At 40.1% G+C, this 18,293-nt stretch carries 18 protein-coding genes; all 18 read left to right on the top strand.

The features are described from left to right. The first annotated feature begins 63 nt into the window (after positions 1–63). Positions 64–1,869, top strand: a complete 1,806-nt coding sequence (gene lepA / locus BUB87_RS00180; RefSeq protein ID WP_073341076.1) for a translation elongation factor 4 — start codon at positions 64–66, stop codon at positions 1,867–1,869. Between the two features lie 2 nt (positions 1,870–1,871). Continuing rightward, positions 1,872–3,005 (top strand): radical SAM family heme chaperone HemW, encoded by a 1,134-nt coding sequence (gene hemW / locus BUB87_RS00175; RefSeq protein ID WP_073341075.1) that lies wholly within the window; start codon positions 1,872–1,874, stop codon positions 3,003–3,005. 89 nt (positions 3,006–3,094) lie between these two features. Then, positions 3,095–4,156 (top strand): heat-inducible transcriptional repressor HrcA, encoded by a 1,062-nt coding sequence (hrcA, locus tag BUB87_RS00170; protein WP_073341074.1) that lies wholly within the window; start codon positions 3,095–3,097, stop codon positions 4,154–4,156. Positions 4,157–4,177: 21 nt separating this feature from the next. Then, positions 4,178–4,819, top strand: a complete 642-nt coding sequence (grpE, locus tag BUB87_RS00165) for a nucleotide exchange factor GrpE (protein WP_073341073.1) — start codon at positions 4,178–4,180, stop codon at positions 4,817–4,819. Between the two features lie 27 nt (positions 4,820–4,846). After that, on the top strand, positions 4,847–6,676 hold the full coding sequence (gene dnaK, locus BUB87_RS00160) for a molecular chaperone DnaK (protein WP_073341072.1): 1,830 nt from the start codon (positions 4,847–4,849) through the stop codon (positions 6,674–6,676). Between the two features lie 64 nt (positions 6,677–6,740). Further along, positions 6,741–7,886 (top strand): molecular chaperone DnaJ, encoded by a 1,146-nt coding sequence (gene dnaJ, locus BUB87_RS00155; RefSeq protein ID WP_073341071.1) that lies wholly within the window; start codon positions 6,741–6,743, stop codon positions 7,884–7,886. Between the two features lie 4 nt (positions 7,887–7,890). After that, positions 7,891–8,826 carry a 50S ribosomal protein L11 methyltransferase gene (gene prmA / locus BUB87_RS00150; protein WP_073341070.1) on the top strand — a complete coding sequence of 312 codons (936 nt, stop codon included), beginning with the start codon at positions 7,891–7,893 and terminating at the stop codon, positions 8,824–8,826. Then, positions 8,819–9,550 carry an RsmE family RNA methyltransferase gene (locus BUB87_RS00145; protein ID WP_073341069.1) on the top strand — a complete coding sequence of 244 codons (732 nt, stop codon included), beginning with the start codon at positions 8,819–8,821 and terminating at the stop codon, positions 9,548–9,550. The genes prmA and BUB87_RS00145 overlap by 8 nt, the downstream gene beginning before the upstream one ends. After that, a complete protein-coding gene (gene mtaB / locus BUB87_RS00140) occupies positions 9,550–10,851 on the top strand; it encodes a tRNA (N(6)-L-threonylcarbamoyladenosine(37)-C(2))-methylthiotransferase MtaB (protein WP_073341068.1) in 1,302 nt (433 codons plus the stop codon). Before BUB87_RS00145 ends, mtaB begins: the two co-directional genes overlap by 1 nt. Positions 10,852–10,912: 61 nt before the next feature. Next, the gene (locus BUB87_RS00135) at positions 10,913–11,254 is read left to right on the top strand and encodes a histidine triad nucleotide-binding protein (RefSeq protein WP_073341276.1); all 342 of its coding nucleotides are present in this window, start codon (positions 10,913–10,915) and stop codon (positions 11,252–11,254) included. A gap of 77 nt (positions 11,255–11,331) precedes the next feature. Next, a complete protein-coding gene (gene rpsU / locus BUB87_RS00130; protein WP_073341067.1) occupies positions 11,332–11,508 on the top strand; it encodes a 30S ribosomal protein S21 in 177 nt (58 codons plus the stop codon). Between the two features lie 92 nt (positions 11,509–11,600). Beyond that, a complete protein-coding gene (gene yqfC / locus BUB87_RS00125) occupies positions 11,601–11,879 on the top strand; it encodes a sporulation protein YqfC (protein WP_073341066.1) in 279 nt (92 codons plus the stop codon). Positions 11,880–11,889: 10 nt separating this feature from the next. Next, complete coding sequence (gene yqfD, locus BUB87_RS00120; protein ID WP_073341065.1) at positions 11,890–13,113, top strand: sporulation protein YqfD; 1,224 nt, start codon at positions 11,890–11,892, stop codon at positions 13,111–13,113. After that, complete coding sequence (locus BUB87_RS00115; RefSeq protein WP_073341064.1) at positions 13,085–14,071, top strand: PhoH family protein; 987 nt, start codon at positions 13,085–13,087, stop codon at positions 14,069–14,071. The genes yqfD and BUB87_RS00115 overlap by 29 nt, the downstream gene beginning before the upstream one ends. A 6-nt stretch (positions 14,072–14,077) precedes the next feature. Continuing rightward, positions 14,078–16,138 (top strand): HD family phosphohydrolase, encoded by a 2,061-nt coding sequence (locus BUB87_RS00110; RefSeq protein WP_084110709.1) that lies wholly within the window; start codon positions 14,078–14,080, stop codon positions 16,136–16,138. 2 nt (positions 16,139–16,140) lie between these two features. Then, positions 16,141–16,611 carry an rRNA maturation RNase YbeY gene (ybeY, locus tag BUB87_RS00105; RefSeq protein ID WP_073341063.1) on the top strand — a complete coding sequence of 157 codons (471 nt, stop codon included), beginning with the start codon at positions 16,141–16,143 and terminating at the stop codon, positions 16,609–16,611. Further along, a complete protein-coding gene (locus BUB87_RS00100) occupies positions 16,608–17,309 on the top strand; it encodes a diacylglycerol kinase (RefSeq protein ID WP_073341062.1) in 702 nt (233 codons plus the stop codon). Before ybeY ends, BUB87_RS00100 begins: the two co-directional genes overlap by 4 nt. A 7-nt stretch (positions 17,310–17,316) precedes the next feature. Then, a complete protein-coding gene (gene era, locus BUB87_RS00095) occupies positions 17,317–18,201 on the top strand; it encodes a GTPase Era (RefSeq protein WP_073341061.1) in 885 nt (294 codons plus the stop codon). Positions 18,202–18,293: the final 92 nt, after the last annotated feature.

Genomic DNA, 18,293 nt, shown 5'->3' with positions numbered 1-18,293 from the left:
AACTTATACAGTTGTGATATAATTAATATAATGAAATGATATGGTGTCGTAGGAGGATGAAATTTGTATAGGGAACATATCAGGAATTTTTGTATTATTGCTCATATAGACCACGGGAAATCAACCTTAGCAGATAGATTAATAGAAAAAACTGGTACTCTCACTCAAAGAGAGATGGAAGATCAGGTCCTGGATACTATGGATTTAGAAAGGGAAAGAGGCATTACCATAAAGCTTCAACCTGTTAGACTCATATACAACAGCGAAGATGGACAGGAATATATCTTAAACCTTATCGATACTCCTGGACATGTGGATTTTAACTATGAGGTGTCTAGAAGCCTGGCTGCCTGTGAAGGAGCTCTATTGGTAGTAGATGCATCGCAGGGAATAGAAGCTCAAACCCTTGCCAATTTATATCTGGCACTGGAGCATGATCTAGAGATAATACCTATTATCAACAAAATAGATCTGCCCAGCGCTCAGCCCGACGTGGTAAAGCAGGAGATAGAAGACGTAATAGGGTTAGATGCCAGCGATGCCCTGTTGATATCAGCAAAAGAAGGGATAGGCATTGACGAGGTTTTAAAAGCTATTGTGGAAAAAATACCGCCTCCTGAAGGCGACGAAAATAAACCTCTAAAAGCCCTGGTTTTTGATTCTTACTACGACAACTATAAAGGTGTTATCGCATTTGTCCGGATAAAAGACGGCATGGTGAAACCAGGAACTATTATAAAGATGATGTCAACAGGACGAGAATTTGAGGTCACAGAAGTAGGTACCTTTACGCCGAGTTTAAAGCCACTAAATCAGTTACAGGCAGGAGATGTAGGCTATATCGCTGCTAGCATGAAAGATGTAAGGGATTGCCGTGTAGGCGATACTATAACGGATGCCAAAAATCCTGCCAGCGAGCCTTTGCCTGGCTATAAAAAAGCAACGCCAATGGTCTATAGCGGCATTTATCCTGCGGATACCACCCAGTACGAGGATTTAAAGGATGCCCTTGAAAAGCTTCAGCTAAACGATGCTGCGCTTGTATTTGAGCCGGAAACATCTGTAGCTTTGGGATTTGGCTTCAGATGCGGTTTTTTAGGGTTGTTGCATTTAGAGATTGTACAGGAGCGATTGGAGCGAGAGTATAATCTCAAGCTGATTACGACGGCTCCCAGCGTTATATACAGGGTAACTAAAACTAACGGCGAGGTACTGGAAATATCCAATCCTGTGAACATGCCTAAGCCGCAAGAGATCGAATACATTGAAGAGCCGATAGTTGATGCATCTATCATTGTATCATCAGACTTCGTAGGGCCCGTTATGGACTTATGCCAGGAAAGACGAGGTATATATGTAAATATGAACTATATAGATATCAATAGGGTAATGTTACAGTATAAGCTGCCGCTGAACGAGATCATCTTTGATTTCTTCAATACGCTGAAGTCGAGGACAAGAGGTTATGCATCGCTGGATTATCAAGTTTCAGGTTATCAAAAGTCAGATCTCATAAAATTGGATATCCTGATAAACGGAGAAGTGGTAGATGCCCTTTCTGTAATCGTTCATAAAGATAAGGCTTATGAGAAGGCCAGAAAGATTGTAGAAAAACTCAAAGATTCTATACCGAGACAGCTATTCGAGATACCAATACAGGCGGCTATAGGAAACAAGATAATCGCCAGGGAAACTATAAAGGCTATGAGAAAAGATGTGCTGGCCAAGTGTTATGGCGGCGATGTAACCAGAAAGAAGAAACTCCTGGAAAAACAAAAAGAAGGGAAAAAGCGCATGAGACAGATCGGCAAGGTGGAAATACCTCAGGAAGCTTTTATGTCGGTATTAAAGCTGGAGGATAAAGATTAAAATTGAACGATATAAGCCTTTATATACACATTCCTTTTTGCCTTAAAAAATGTTATTATTGTGATTTTAATTCTTATCCAGGCATGGATGATTTAAAATCCACTTACGTAAATGCCTTGATAAAAGAACTGTATATGTACTCATATAAATTAAAAGGTTATGTAGTAAGGACGGTATTTATAGGAGGCGGTACACCTACCACGTTTACTATCTCACAGCTTTCCCTTCTTTTAAATACCGTTAAGAGTGCATATAATATAGAAAAGGGAGCGGAGATAACCATAGAGGCCAATCCAGGCACGCTTTCTCGAGACATGCTTTATGCTTTATCTTGCCTGGGCGTAAACCGGTTAAGCATAGGTCTACAGGCCGTGCAGGATGATATTTTAAAGTCAATCGGTCGTGTGCACACCTATCGCCAATTTTTAGAGAACTATAATAATGCTTTAGCCTATTTTGACAATATAAATATTGATCTTATGTTTGGGCTGCCTTTCCAGACTGTAGACTTGTGGTTAGAAACCCTTGATACCATTATAGCCCTTAAACCTCAACATTTATCTTGCTATAGTCTCATTTTAGAAGAGCATACACCTATGTACGATATGGTGCGCAAGGGCGTTTATAAATTGCCTGATGAGGAAACCGAGCGACAGATGTACTATGAAGCAAAGAAAAAGCTGAGATCAGCAGGATACAGGCATTATGAGATATCCAACTTTGCGTTACCGGGGTATGAGTGCAGGCACAACATGGTTTATTGGACAGGCGGCCAATATGTTGGCGTAGGGGTAGGTGCCAGCTCATATTACAGCAACATAAGGTATAAGAATGTGGATAGCATAGAAGATTATATCGATAGGGTTTATAAAGATTTACTGCCAATAGATGAATTTGATTATGTTGATAGCCAGCAAATGGTGATATATGCTATTATCACAGGCTTAAGGCTTATTGACGGAATAAACCTCGACGAGTTTAGGCAAAAATATCGCTTTGACATAGAAAAAGAGTATGGCGATGTTATTGAAAAATACAGTGACCTCGATTTGCTGGAAATAAAAAACGGACGCCTCAAATTTACAGAAAAAGGTATAGATGTATCCAATACTGTATTGTGCGATTTTTTAAGATAAATATTGACATTTTGGCTTTTAAGTGATATTTTATAAGCATGAATTAGCACTCTACACAAGAGAGTGCTAATAATGAGAGGTGAGGCCAAATGCAATTGGATGAAAGGAAGGATATGATTTTAAAGGCTGTCGTTGATGGATATATAAAGACAGCCGATCCTGTGGGATCCAGGACAATTGCAAAAAAATACAAGATGGGTTTAAGCTCAGCCACTATAAGAAATGAGATGGCTGACCTTGAGGATATGGGATATCTGGAGCAGCCTCACACATCTGCCGGCAGAATACCTTCCATTAAAGGATATAGATATTATGTAGATAGTATAATGAAAGATCTGATGGGTTTGACCTCAGAATTAGGTCAGGATGAAAGATATATACTTGAAAAATATTTGTTTGAAGATATATATTCTAAAGCCAATGATAGAATCGATGAAATTATCAAGAAAATTGCCAAGTTGCTTTCAGATATAACTAAATATACATCACTGGTATTAGCGCCGCAGGTCAATCAGAGCAAATTAAAGGCGATAAAACTGGTACCTATCGATGAAAGAAATATGCTATTAGCTTTGCTTACCAACACAGGTCTTGTTAAAAATACGGTATTTAAAATAAATGCAGTGTTAGATGCTCTTGAAGTTGACAGGATAAACAACCTTATAAATGAAAAACTAGCAAATTTAACCGTCGAAGACATAGATGACCACTTGATCACCAGTATAAAGGCCGAATTTAACAATGATGCGTTGCTAAACGATGTAGTGAACATGATAAAAAATTTTCTAAGGAGAGCCGATGATAGCGATATATTCATGGATGGTACCACGAATATATTTAACTATCCTGAGTACCAGGACATAGAAAAAGTAAAAAACTTTATGTCATTGCTCGAAGAAAAAGAGCTGCTTTATGAAGTATTGCGGCCGAATAGAGAGAATGAGATAGATATAATAATAGGTAGTGAAAATAAATACGATGAGACAAAGGACATGAGCATAATTATTGCCACATACAGATTAAACGGCAGATCTATAGGCAGCATAGGTATAATAGGGCCTACGCGAATGAATTACCGAAAGGCCATAGCTACTGTTAAAATAGTCAAAGAGGACATGTGCAAATTGCTGGAATACCTATATGGAATATAAAGACAAGGGGTGGGTTGAACGGTGGAAAAGCAAGAAGAAAAAAAGCAAGAAGAAATAGAGAATAAAGAAATAGAGAATAATGAAGTAGAGGATAGTATAAATCAAGATGAACCGAACACCGAAGAAATAAAAGAAGAAACCATCGAAGCCACAATGAAAGATACACCGGTAAACGACGAGCAGGATAAAAACGAGGCCGAAGATATCCAGAAACTCAAGGAAGAGCTTTATGAAAAAACAAGACAGGCAGACGAGTATCTAGATATAGCCAGGAGGGTTCAGGCTGAGTTTGATAATTTTAGAAAGCGGACTCAGAAAGAAAAAGAAAATCTCATTAAATATGCTAACGAGCAGCTGATATTGGCTATATTGCCTGTACTGGACAATCTGGAAAGAGCGGCTGCCGTAGAAGTCAATGAGGCTAACAAATCAATAGTAGATGGTGTAAATATGGTAATAAATCAGTTCAAAAAGGTCCTTTCTGATTTCGATGTAAAGGAGATCGAAGCAGAGGGAAAGCAGTTTGATCCATATAAGCATCATGCAGTGATGCAGGTGGAAGACAGTGGCTTAGAGCCTAATACAGTTGTAGAAGTGCTACAAAAAGGCTATGAACTAAATGATCGCGTAATAAGACCTAGCCTTGTAAAAGTTGCAAAGTAAAAATAGATTCAAGGAGGAATGATTTAAATGGGGAAAATAATAGGGATTGACTTAGGTACCACATTTTCATGTGTTGCAGTAATGGAGGGAGGCCAACCTGTAGTAATACCCAACGCAGAAGGTGCCAGGACGACGCCCTCTGTAGTGGCGTTTACGAGCAACGGCGAAAGGTTGGTAGGCCAGGTTGCAAGGAGACAGGCTATTACCAATCCTGAGAGGACGGTTATGTCCATAAAAAGGCACATGGGAACAAATTATAAGGTAAAGATAGATGATAAGGAATACACGCCACAGGAAATATCTGCTTTTATCCTGCAGAAATTGAAGAGCGACGCTGAGGCATATCTGGGCGAACCGGTTACTCAAGCTGTCATTACCGTTCCTGCATATTTTAATGATAGCCAGCGACAGGCGACAAAGGATGCAGGCAGGATAGCGGGGCTTGAGGTCCTGAGAATCATCAATGAGCCTACTGCCGCGTCTTTGGCCTATGGACTGGATAAGGAAGAAAACCAGAAAATTATGGTATACGACCTGGGTGGAGGTACATTTGATGTATCTATTTTAGAGCTGGGCGATGGTGTATTTGAAGTACTGGCTACCAGCGGTAACAACCACCTGGGTGGTGATGACTTTGATCAGAGGATAATGGATTGGCTGATAGATGGGTTTAAGAAAGAGCACGGAATAGATTTAAGCAAAGACAAAATGGCGTTGCAGAGGTTAAAGGAAGCCGCAGAAAAGGCAAAAATAGAGCTTTCATCTGCTACCTCATCGCTTATCAGTCTGCCATTTATAACTGCTGACGCTACAGGACCAAAACATCTGGAAGTCACATTGACCAGGGCAAAGTTCGAAGAGCTTATATCAGATCTGGTGGCTTCTACAGAAGGGCCTGTAAGACAGGCATTAAGTGATGCTAATCTCACTCCGGATCAGATAGATAAGGTCATATTGGTAGGAGGCTCTACCAGAATACCTCTGGTGCAGGAGACTGTAAAGAGGCTTACAGGCAAAGAGCCATATAAAGGCATAAATCCGGATGAATGTGTGGCTATAGGTGCGGCTATACAAGCAGCTGTGTTGGGCGGTGAAGTAAAGGACATATTGCTGTTAGACGTCACGCCACTATCTCTTGGTATTGAGACCCTTGGCGGCGTGTTTACAAAGCTTATAGAGCGCAATACTACGATACCTACAAGAAAGAGTCAGATTTTCTCCACGGCAGCAGACAATCAGACCAGCGTTGAGATACATGTGCTCCAAGGCGAAAGACCTATGGCCAGGGACAACAAGACGCTGGGGCGCTTTACTCTGACAGGTATACCCCCTGCTCCAAGAGGAGTACCGCAGATTGAAGTTACATTTGACATTGATGCCAATGGTATTGTACACGTATCGGCTAAAGACCTGGGAACAGGCAAAGAGCAGAGCATCACGATTACTTCTACCACTAACCTCAGCGAAGAAGAGATTGAGAGGATGAGGAAAGAAGCTGAGAGGTACGCCGAAGAGGATAAAAAGAAGAAAGAAGAAGCTGAGATAAGAAATAACGCTGATTCGGCTATATATCAGGCTGAAAAGACATTAAAAGACCTGGGTGACAAGGTAACACCTCAGGAAAGAGAACGGATAAACTCAGAGATAGAGAAGGTAAGAAAAGCATTAAGCGGCAATGATGTACAGGCCATAAAGAATGCCACAGAGGCATTATCTCAGGCATTCTATGAAGTGTCTACAAGAATCTATCAGCAAGCCGGTAGTGCTGGTGGAACCGGTGGTGCAGGCGGTACTGGAACCGGCTCCAACTCAGGCAACGATGGTAATACCTACAATGCGGACTACAAGGTTGATTAAAACCTGCGATTGAATTAAAACCTGCCCTGTCAGGGCAGGTTTTAGATTGAGGTGGTGATAGTGATTGGCTAAAGATTATTATGAAATATTGGGAGTAGATAGAAATGCGTCGCAAGATGATATAAAAAAGGCGTATAGAAAACTGGCCAAAAAATATCATCCTGATATGAACCCTGGCGATAAAGAAGCCGAACAGAAATTTAAAGAAATAAACGAAGCCTATGAAGTGTTGAGCGATCCTGAAAAAAGGGCAAGATATGATCAATTCGGGCATGCGGGAGTAAATGGCCAGGGAGGATTTGATACGGGTGGATTTGGCGGCTTCGGTGGCTTTGGTGATTTTGGCGATTTTGGTGGTTTTGGAGATATATTCGATATGTTCTTTGGCGAAGGATTTACGGGCCGAAGAAGAAATGCTCCACAAAAAGGTGCCGACATAAGGTATAGCATGACCATATCATTTGAAGAAGCCGCTTTTGGAGCAGAAAAGGAATTCAGGATTGAACGCACAGAGGCATGTAGTACTTGCGGTGGTACTGGTGCAAAGCCAGGGACCAAACCTGCAGTGTGCGGATACTGCGGTGGAACAGGTCAGATAAGACAGACTCAGCGTACGCCCCTTGGAAGCTTTACTCAGGTGAGGACTTGCGAACACTGCCATGGTACGGGTAAAATTATAAAAGAGCCATGTCCTGAGTGTAGGGGAACGGGAAGAGCCAGAAAATCCAGGAGAGTAAAGGTAAAGATACCAGCGGGTGTAGATAACGGTTCTGTTATATCCTTGAGAGGAGAAGGTGAACAGGGTATAAACGGCGGCCCTCCGGGAGATTTGTTTATTGAAATAAAGGTAAGGCCCCATGAAATATTTAAAAGAGAGGGACAAAATATCATATGTGAAATTCCCATTTCTTTTGTTCAGGCAGCCCTGGGAGCCGAGATCGAAGTACCCACATTAGAAGGCAAGATAAAATACACCATTCCTGAAGGAACCCAGAGTGGAACGATTTTTAGATTAAAAGGCAAAGGCATACCAAATGTTCACGGCTATGGTAGAGGCGATGAATTGATAAAGGTGTATGTAGAAGTGCCTAAAAAATTGACAGAAAAACAAAAAGAGCTTCTCAGAAAGTTTGCCGAAATAAGTGGTGAGGACGTCAATGAACAGAGCAAATCCTTTTTTGAAAAGATGAGAAACGTATTTGGAGGTTAGGGGTATGAGTTGGATAGAAGTCCAGGTTAAAACTACTCGGGATGCGGTAGATGCGGTTTCTAATATTCTTTATGATGTTGGTGCGGGAGGCGTTGTAATAGAGGATTTTCATATAAATTTGGATGAGGTCAACGAATGGGACGAAATAGATATAGACAGATTTATTGTGGATGAGAATATTGCTACAGTTAAAGGATATTTGCCAGGAGGCCCGGATTTGCCGGATAAGATCAATGTAGTAAAAGAGCGAATAAGAGAGTTGCGGAATTACCTTAATACCGGCGAAGGCACTATAAGCATCACAGAGGTTTATGAAGAAGACTGGGCTAATTCATGGAAAAAGTATTACAAACCGGTGAAAATCGGGCCTAAAATTGTGGTAAAGCCCGATTGGGAGGAATATGAGCCTGAAGATGGGGAAATAGTTATAGAGATGGACCCCGGTATGGCTTTCGGCACGGGCACCCATGAGACCACAAGGATGTGTATAATAATGTTACAAAAATATGTAGAGCCCGGAATGAATGTCTTTGACGTGGGATGCGGTTCAGGGATATTAGCGATAACAGCCGCAAAACTAGGGGCATCCCGGGTCCTGGCTTCGGATATAGATGATGTGGCGGTAAATGTGGCGAAAGAAAACGTGCAAAAAAACGGTGTAAGTGATGTCATAACCGTAAAAAAGAGTGATGGACTTAAAGAGGTGAACGAAATAGGACCAGCAGATCTAATTGTGGCTAATATAATAGCGGATGTTATCATAAAAATAACCCATGACGTCAGGGAAAACTTAAAAAATAATGGTATCTACATCGCCAGTGGTATCATAAGAGATAGGGAAAAAGACGTGGTAGAAAAATTAAAAACCGAAGGATTTTCTATTGAAGAAATTATGTACGATGGCGAGTGGGTTACGATAGGTTGTGTGTTAAATGCATAAGTTTTTTGTGCCGCCTCAAAATATATTTGACGATAAAGTTGTAATAGAAGATAAAGAAGATTTTAATCATTTTAAAGTTCTGCACATCAAAAAAGGCGAAAGCATTATAGTATCTGATGGTATGGGAAACGACTATGAAGCAGAAGTTTATAAAATAGATAAAGATAAGGTTACGGCAAAAATTGTAAATATCCTTCCACCGGTGGAGTCCAATATCGATGTAACCCTTTATCAGGCTCTTCCCAAATCCACTAAAATGGATTTGATTGTGCAAAAATGTACTGAATTGGGTATCAATAGTATTGTTCCTGTCATCACAGAGAGAGTGGTCGTAAAATGGGATGATAATAGCAGTAAACTTAACCGATGGAGAAGAATAGCTTATGAGTCATCAAAGCAATGTCGGCGGTCCAGAATTCCACAGGTACATGAGCCCATGAGCTTTGAAGAACTGCTGAATTTGATACCGACTTATGATATTTTTATTTTACCGTATGAAACTGAAAACGTGGTTCACTTGAAAGATATTATGAGAGCGGACAATAATTTTAAAAAAATAGGCATCTTTATAGGTCCTGAGGGAGGATTTAGCAATTGTGAAATAATCAAGGCCACGGAAAAGGGAGCTCGTGTAGTGACACTGGGATCCAGGATTTTAAGAACCGAAACAGCGGGTTTTGTAACTGTTTCAATAATTATGTATGAGATGGGGGATATTGGTTAATGCAAAAAAAAGCAGCATTTTATACGCTGGGTTGTAAGGTAAATCAGTATGAAACAGAGGCAATGGAAGAGCTTTTTGAAAATGCCGGATATACCGTGGTGGATTTTGACGATGTGGCAGATGTGTATATCATAAACACGTGCACCGTAACTGCCAGAAGCGATAGTAAATCCCGCAATCTCATCCATAAAGCGTTAAAACTTAATCCCAACGCGGTTATAGGTGTTGTGGGTTGCTATGCCCAGGTCGCACCCGAGGAAATCATGGACATTCCAGGCGTAGATCTGGTAGTAGGCACAAATCACAAACAGGAAATCGTGCATCTGGTAGAAGAGGCCATGAAAGGCAAGAAGATAAATGCGGTGGAAAACATATGGCAGCAGAAGGATTTTGAGCAACTGACAGTAAAAGGCCATAAAGGCAGGACAAGAGCATATGTAAAGATTCAGGAAGGTTGCAATCAATTTTGTACCTACTGCATAATACCGTATGCCAGAGGACCTGTGAGGAGCAGGCCTGTAGAACATGCTATGGAGGAAATACGCCGATTGGCCGCTGCCGGATTTAAAGAGATCGTGCTGACGGGTATACACATAGCATCATATGGAAAAGATTTGAAAGGTGAAAGCCTTATAGATTTGATAGAAGCGGTCAACGAGGTGGAAGGTCTGAAAAGAATACGCATGAGTTCTGTAGAGCCGTCTCTTTTAACCGATGAATTTGTGAGCAGGGTATCCCGAATGCCTAAGTTTTGCAGGCATTTTCATATTTCGCTTCAAAGCGGTTGTGATGAGACTTTAAGGAGGATGCATCGGAAGTATACCACCTCTGAATACAGGTCTATAGTAGAAAGGGTACGGCGGTATATACCTGATGTAGCCATAACCACTGATATTATGGTAGGATTCCCCGGTGAGACGGAAGAAGAGTTTGAAAAAAGTTATGAGTTTGTAAAAGAGATAGGTTTTAGTCATATTCACGTGTTTAAATATTCCAGACGAAAGGGGACACCTGCAGCTGAATACCCCGATCAGGTAAAAAACAGTGTAAAAGAACAGCGCAGTAAAAAGATGATACAGCTGGGTAACATATTAAAGCAAAATTATATGTCCAGATTTTTGGGGACAACACAGGAAGTGCTTTTTGAGCAACCAGTAAATGACAGACCTGGATATATAGAAGGTCTTACAGATACCTATATAAGGGTTTTAGTAAAAGGCGATGAATCTCTAAATAACAGGCTCATACCCGTGGAATTTACGGCTATAGAGGATGACCACATAATAGGCAAAATTAATTAAACAAGGAGGATTTTTCGAATTTATATTGAATATAAAATATAGTAGGTTTGGAGGTGAAAAGATGACTGAATGTATTTTTTGTAAAATTGTAAACAAGGAGATACCGTCAGAAATTGTGTACGAAAATGATCAGGTTGTGGCTTTCAAAGATATAAATCCAGTGGCACCTGTACATATACTCATTGTACCTAAAGTACACGTAAAGTCTATTATGGAACTGGATACAAGTTCTAATATATTAAATGGTGTTGCCGAGGCGATACAAAAAATTGCCAAAGACCAAAACATAGCTTGTGAGGGCTTTAGAGTTGTCAATAATTGTGGTACCTTGGCCGGCCAATCGGTAGACCACCTGCATTTCCATCTGTTGGGTGGCAGGGCTATGCAGTGGCCGCCGGGTTAATAGCTTGACTTTAATAGAAGAGGGGTATATAATGTAAATATACTTCGCCCAATGTACTTGGAAGGGGGGAGAATATTATGCCAGAAATCAGAGTTGGGGAAAATGAATCTTTAGATAGTGCACTTCGCAGGTTTAAAAGAGAATGTGCAATGTCAGGTATCCTTTCTGAGATAAGGAAGAGAGAACATTACGAGAGTCCCAGCGTAAGGCGCAAGAAGAAGTCTGAGGCTGCAAGGAGAAGAAAAAACAAATAGTGGAAGAAAAAATCCGGTTAACGCCGGGTTTTTTTATTTACTGTTCAGCATAGATATTAGTATAGAAATAAAAAAGGAATGCGGGGATATGTATGAAAGAAGATTTGAACAGGGTAAAAAAGGCTTTCGCCGATATGCTTGATTACCCCAAAGATGTCATACTGGATATGCCGCGGATCACGATGATAGGTGATATAGAGCTGGTAATAGACAATCACAAGGGCATTATAGAGTACAAAAGCGATATCATAAGATTAAATTCAGGATGTGGGGTTGTGAGGATCACCGGGAAAAATCTTACTATCAAGGAGATACAACCTGAAGAGATATATATAACTGGAAACATCACAGCCATAGATTTTATGCAGTAGGGTGATAATGTTGCGAAATAATGTGTGGAATTATTTGAAAGGTTATGTTAATATAAGAATTGACGGACTTTCCATAGAAAAATTTATAAATATGGCTGTGACCAGAAAAATCTGGCTGAAAGATGTCAAAAGATTATCTAATACCAGTATGCTGGCTACTGTCAGCATAAGGGGATTTTTTGCGTTAAGACCTGTGGCAAGAAAACTCAAGTTGAAGATATCCATAGTAGATAAAAATGGGTATCCCTTTTTGTTGAGCAAAATCAAAAGGCGAAAGGTATTTGTATTTGGGATTATTTTTTGTTTTCTTTTTGTGATGTATATTTCATCATTTATATGGGTGATAGATATCCATGGCAATGAAAAAGTCAGCACTAAAACCATTGAAGAGGTACTTGCCAGATGTGGAGTAAAACCAGGGGTTTTTAAATACGGCATAAAGCCATCAGAAATTGAGAGAAAACTTCTCATTGACATAGACGACCTTGCATGGGCGGGTGTCATGATACAAGGGACTCGAATCAGCGTGTCTGTAGTTGAAAAGAAAAAGCCGCCAAAGGTTAAAACAGATAATGCTCCATCAAATATTGTGGCGAGCAAAGATGCCATTATTGACCGCATCATCACATTTCAAGGAGATCCGGTGGTAAAAGACGGCGATACGGTGAAAGCAGGCCAGATTCTTGTTACAGGTATAATTCAAAGAGAAGGGGTACCTACCAGGTTTGTCCATTCCAGCGCCATCATCGATGCCAGGACCTGGTATGAAGAAGAAGCCATGATACCTATAAAAGATTCAAAGTTTGTTGACACAGATAAAAAGATGGCAAATTTATGGCTTGATGTAAATGAAAAGGTATTTCCCATATATGTGCGGGAAGTACCATATAAATATTACAGTAAAAGTATATCCAGGACCCCTATTCTCTGGTATGGCGATAAAAAATTTCCGCTCTGGATAGTAAAAGAGACATATAAGGAAAAACGGCTGGTAGAAAAAAGCATGCCACCGGAAGTAGCTCGCAAAAAAGCGGAAGAAATGGCTTACGAAAAGGTCTACAAAAAATTGCCCCATAATGCTATAATTATAAGTAAAAAGGTCATTGCCTCCAGCGTCTATAATGGTGTTGCCAGGGCTAAAGTCTTAGTTGAAGTTAAAGAGGATATTGCGAGGCAAGAAAAAATTGAGGTGAAGGAGGAATACGTTGAAAGAATCAACGATTCAAATAGATAAGTTAGAGGCTGCCGTGGCTTTATTTGGTAAATTTGATGAAAATATAAAGATGATTGAAGAAGGACTAAATGTGAGGATAGCTATAAGAGATAACGAGCTGAAGATCATAGGGCAGGACGAGTCTGTGAATTCGGCTTACAAGCTTATACAGAGGCTCTTGGAAATGTTGGAGCACGGTGAAATGATAACGCCTCAAAATATTGTGTACGTTATGAATCTCATAGATGGAGGCGAAGAAGAAAAGATAAAGAGCATATTATCCGACGTAGTCCTTATAACTTTCAGGGGTAAGCATATCAAATGCAAGACCATAGGACAAAAAAACTATGTAAACGCTATAAGAAATAATGATATCGTATTTGGCATAGGGCCTGCTGGTACAGGTAAAACATACCTTGCTATGGCTATGGCTATAGTGGCATTTAAAAACAAGGAAGTTAACAGGATAGTGCTTACAAGGCCTGCTGTAGAAGCTGGCGAGAAACTGGGTTTCTTACCTGGAGATCTCCAGGACAAAGTGGATCCGTATTTAAGACCGCTATACGATGCACTTCACGATATGCTGGGCTATGATACTTTTAACAAGTATATTGAAAAAGGGCTTATAGAAGTTGCACCACTGGCTTACATGAGGGGCAGAACCCTTGACGACGCGTTTATCATCCTTGATGAGGCGCAGAATACAACGCCAGAGCAGATGAAGATGTTTTTAACCCGTATCGGCTTTGGATCAAAAGCGGTTATAACGGGAGATATCACCCAGATAGATCTGCCTAAAGACAAGGTATCGGGTTTAGTAGAAGCTATAGATATCCTCAATGGTATTAAGGGTATATCATTTGTATACTTTACCGAGAGAGATGTGGTAAGACACCCACTGGTTCAGAAAATAATACAGGCCTATGGAGAATACGATAAGAAGGTCAAAAATAACTATTCAGTAAAAGCGAATAGGTGACATGTCATGTTTAACATTCAGGAACGATTGAGGCCTGTTTGGGGAAACTGTCTGAATATTGTTTTCTCTAAAGATATGCAGAGGCTATTGATGCTAATAGTGGTATATGCAGCAGTATTTTTTGTTCTATTTGATGGAGTTTCCCCAAAAAAATACGAATTGAAAGTAGGGGATATATCCCAGAGCGATATAAAAGCCCCCAGGGATTTTATTGATGAATATGCTACAAAGCGAAAGATTGATGCTGCCGTTAATGCCGTTAAGCCCAAATATGACCTGGATAATACTGTGCTACAGCAGTCTCAGGGCAAAATAGAGGATTTTTTTGACAAGTTTATAAACAGCGGTGACAGAGGGAAAATACAACCGGCCACTGTAAAAGCGGTTATAGATTTACAGGACAATTTAATAGAATACCTTAAGTCCCTAAAAGATGATCAATTGCTTCAATTAAAAACGATTGCAGTAAAGATTGTACACGATACCCTATCAAGACCTGTATCTATAGAAAGCCTGAATAGTGCAAAATTAGACGCCAAAAATCGCGTGCTTACAATGGATATTCCGGATAAATCCAGAAGTGTGCTTATGCAGATAATAGACAGTGTCGTAAAACCTAACATGATATACAACGAAGAAGAAACTAAAATGGCCAGGATGGAAGCAGCTCAAAGCGTTGAGAAGGTCATGTACAAAAAGGGACAGAGCATCGTAAAAAGCGGTGAAGTAGTGACAAAAGAACAATATAGAATTTTAAAAGCTATGGGTCTGCTAAAAGATACGGGACATACGGATTTGTGGTTGGTGGCCGGTGTAGCAGCATTTGCCCTTTTTATTGTAGGGATATTAGCCGCTTTTATAATTTTGTTTAAAGATGATTTAAAAAACGATACGAGCAGGTTGTTGCTTTTATGTATTTTATTTATACTGCCACTTTTCTTTTTACTTGCTTTTAAAGATATATCGGTGTACTATATACCTGTAGCTGCTATTGCAATGCTGTTTACGGTTATATTTGATTACGGCATTGCATTGGTAGGTACGTTTATGCTATTCATTATAAGCGGTTCTATTGTGGGTTTTGCTCCTGCTCTTTTGTCTATAGGCTTTATCGGCCCCATCGTTGGTATATTGATGCTGACAAGGGCACGACACCGAAATGCCATCATGTGGACAGGCGTGGCGATAAGCGCAGTTAATGCGCTAAGCATTTTGAGCCTCGGTCTTATAAACAGCAGTGAGATAACAATGGTTTTAAAGGAAAGCCCATGGGGTGTTTTAAATGGAGTTTTATCAGCGGTATTTGCCATTGGCACACTTCCGTTTTGGGAAGCGGCTTTTTATGTTGTTACACCCATGAGGCTTATTGAGCTTTCAAATTCAGATCACCCACTTTTGAAAAAACTGCTGATGGATGCGCCGGGTACGTATCATCACAGCATTATCGTAGCCAACCTGGCCGAAGCTGCGGCTAGTGAGATAGGTGCTAATGGGCTATTGGTCAGGGTTGGAGCGTACTACCACGATATAGGTAAGATTAAGAGGCCATATTTTTTTAAAGAAAATCAATTGACGATGGATAACCCTCATGATAAGATATCGCCCGATTTAAGCGCTCTTGTGATAATATCCCATGTAAAAGATGGAACTAAGATGGCCAGGAAATATAGGTTGCCATCTGTTATAAGGGATATAATAGAGCAACACCACGGCACTACCCTGGTATATTATTTTTATAACAAAGCGTTAAATATGCGGGAGGAATGTGAAGAAAAGGACTACAGATACCCAGGGCCAAAACCTACAAGCAAAGAAGCAGCGTTGGTCATGCTGGCGGATTCGGTAGAAGCTGCGGTAAGGTCTCTGGTCAATCCTTCAGAGGATAGTATAGACAACATGATAAAGAAGATAATAAGGATGAGAATGGAAGACGGACAGTTTGATCAATGTGATCTTACTTTTAAAGATATAGAAGGCATAACAAGGGCCTTTAATAAAGTATTAACAGGGATATTCCATGAGAGAATAGAATACCCTGATATTCAGCCTGAACAGGAAGGAAGATGATCATGGAAGTATATATAGATGATAGACAAGAAAGCGTGTATATAACGGAAGAACTAAAAAAATTATTGATAGATGTGGTGGAGAGTGCTGCTAAATCCGAAGGATTTGAAGATGTAGAAGTGAGCATTTCTATCGTCGATGATGAAGAAATAAGAAAGTTAAACAAAGAATACAGAGGTATAGATAGAGCGACAGACGTATTGTCATTTCCTATGATGGACTTTGAAGGGGATGATGCCATTATTCAGGAAGCTACTGATATTGTCATGCTTGGAGATATAGTCATATCAGCTGAGAGGGCTAAAGCTCAAGCCGCAGATTATGGGCACAGCTTTGAGAGGGAGATGGCTTTTTTGACCGTACACGGCATGTTTCACCTTATGGGCTATGACCACGAGAAGCCAGAAGATGCCAGGGTCATGAGGGCAAAAGAAGAAAAAATTCTTTCGGAATTGGGTATTGAGCGGGTATGAAAGCGAGGAATATTATAGAGAGTTTTAATTACGCCATAAATGGAGTAATATATGCCTTTAAATCTCAGAGAAACATGAAGATACACTTTGCAATAGCCATTTTAGTTTTATTTTTAAGTTTATTTTTTGATCTGAATAAATGGGAATTTTTAATATTGCTTTTTTCCATTACACTTGTTATCGTATCCGAATTATTTAATACAGCCATTGAGTCTGTAGTAGATCTTATAACGGATAAACATCACCCGATTGCTGCTATAGCTAAGGACGTGGCAGCAGGTGCTGTGTTGATATCTGCTATGAATGCCATTGCTGTGGGATATATTCTTTTTTTCTACAGGACCAATGACATACTCAGGAATATTTTTAGTAAAGTGAAGCATTCACCGCCATACCTTACTTTTGTGGTGCTTATAATCATCATGATTTTGACGATCATGTTAAAGGCCTATTTTAGAGATGGGACTCCCCTTAGAGGAGGCACGCCCAGCGGGCATAGCGCTTTGGCTTTTGGTATAGCCACTTCCCTTTCCTTTATAAGCGAAAATGTTCTCGTCATGGTGTTGTCGTTTTTAATGGCCTTTTTAGTGGCCCAGTCAAGGGTAGAGGGTAGGATTCATAGTGTATATCAGGTAATCACAGGAGCGGCATTAGGAATGGTCGTAAGCGTTCTAATATTTCAGTTGATGGAGAGGTGAGGTAAAATTGTATAAGTCAGGTTTTGTAACTATTATCGGCAGGACCAATGTAGGCAAGTCAACACTCCTGAATGCATTGTTGGGAGAAAAAATATCTATTATATCCAATAAACCACAGACGACGCGCAACGAGATAAAGGGCATACTGTCGGGGGATGGTTATCAGATCATCTTTTTGGACACGCCTGGACTTCACAAGCCCAAAAATAAGTTAAGCGAGTTTATGATAAAGACGGCTCTCAATACCCTTGAGGAGGTAGACTGCATATTGTTTATGGTGGAAGCCGACTCGGATGTAGGAGCTGGTGATAGATATATAGCAGGGCTTTTAAAAGATGTAAAGACACCCATTATATTGGTTTTGAATAAGATAGATAAGGTAAGTGAAGATGTCCTTAAAGAGCGGATTGAGGCTTATAAAGAGCTGGGAAATTTTAAAAATGTGTTATGGATTTCTGCTGAAAAAGGCCAGAATTTAAAAGAACTGGTAGACGCTATTAAGGAGGTATTGCCGGAAGGGCCACAGTATTTCCCAGAAGATATGGTTACAGATCAGCCTGAAAGAAATATCATCTCTGAGCTTATAAGGGAAAAAATGCTTTATTTCTTAAAAGAGGAGGTTCCGCATGGTACAGCCGTTGATATAGAAAGCATAAAATACATTGAGGAAAAAGGCCTTGTAGATATAAACGCGACCATATACTGTGAGAAGGATTCACATAAAATGATAATAATAGGCAAAAACGGGTCTATGATAAAGAAAATAGGGACAGCGGCCAGACTTGATATAGAGAGACTTTTAGGCAGTAAGGTGTTTTTGGAACTATGGGTTAAGGTTAAAAAAGATTGGAGAAATGACGAAAAAATCTTAAAAATATTGGGGTATCATTGATTGACAATGGCTATATAATTTGTTAAAGTATATATTGTAAGATAGATTAGGCCTGCGGGATAAAAAGGAACCCGACCAATTGATGTTAGAAG

Source organism: Caldanaerobius fijiensis DSM 17918 (genome assembly GCF_900129075.1).
GTDB lineage: Bacteria > Bacillota > Thermoanaerobacteria > Thermoanaerobacterales > Caldanaerobiaceae > Caldanaerobius > Caldanaerobius fijiensis.
The sequence above is the reverse complement of the archived record's forward strand: the minus strand, read 5'-3'. Positions and strand labels throughout refer to the sequence as shown.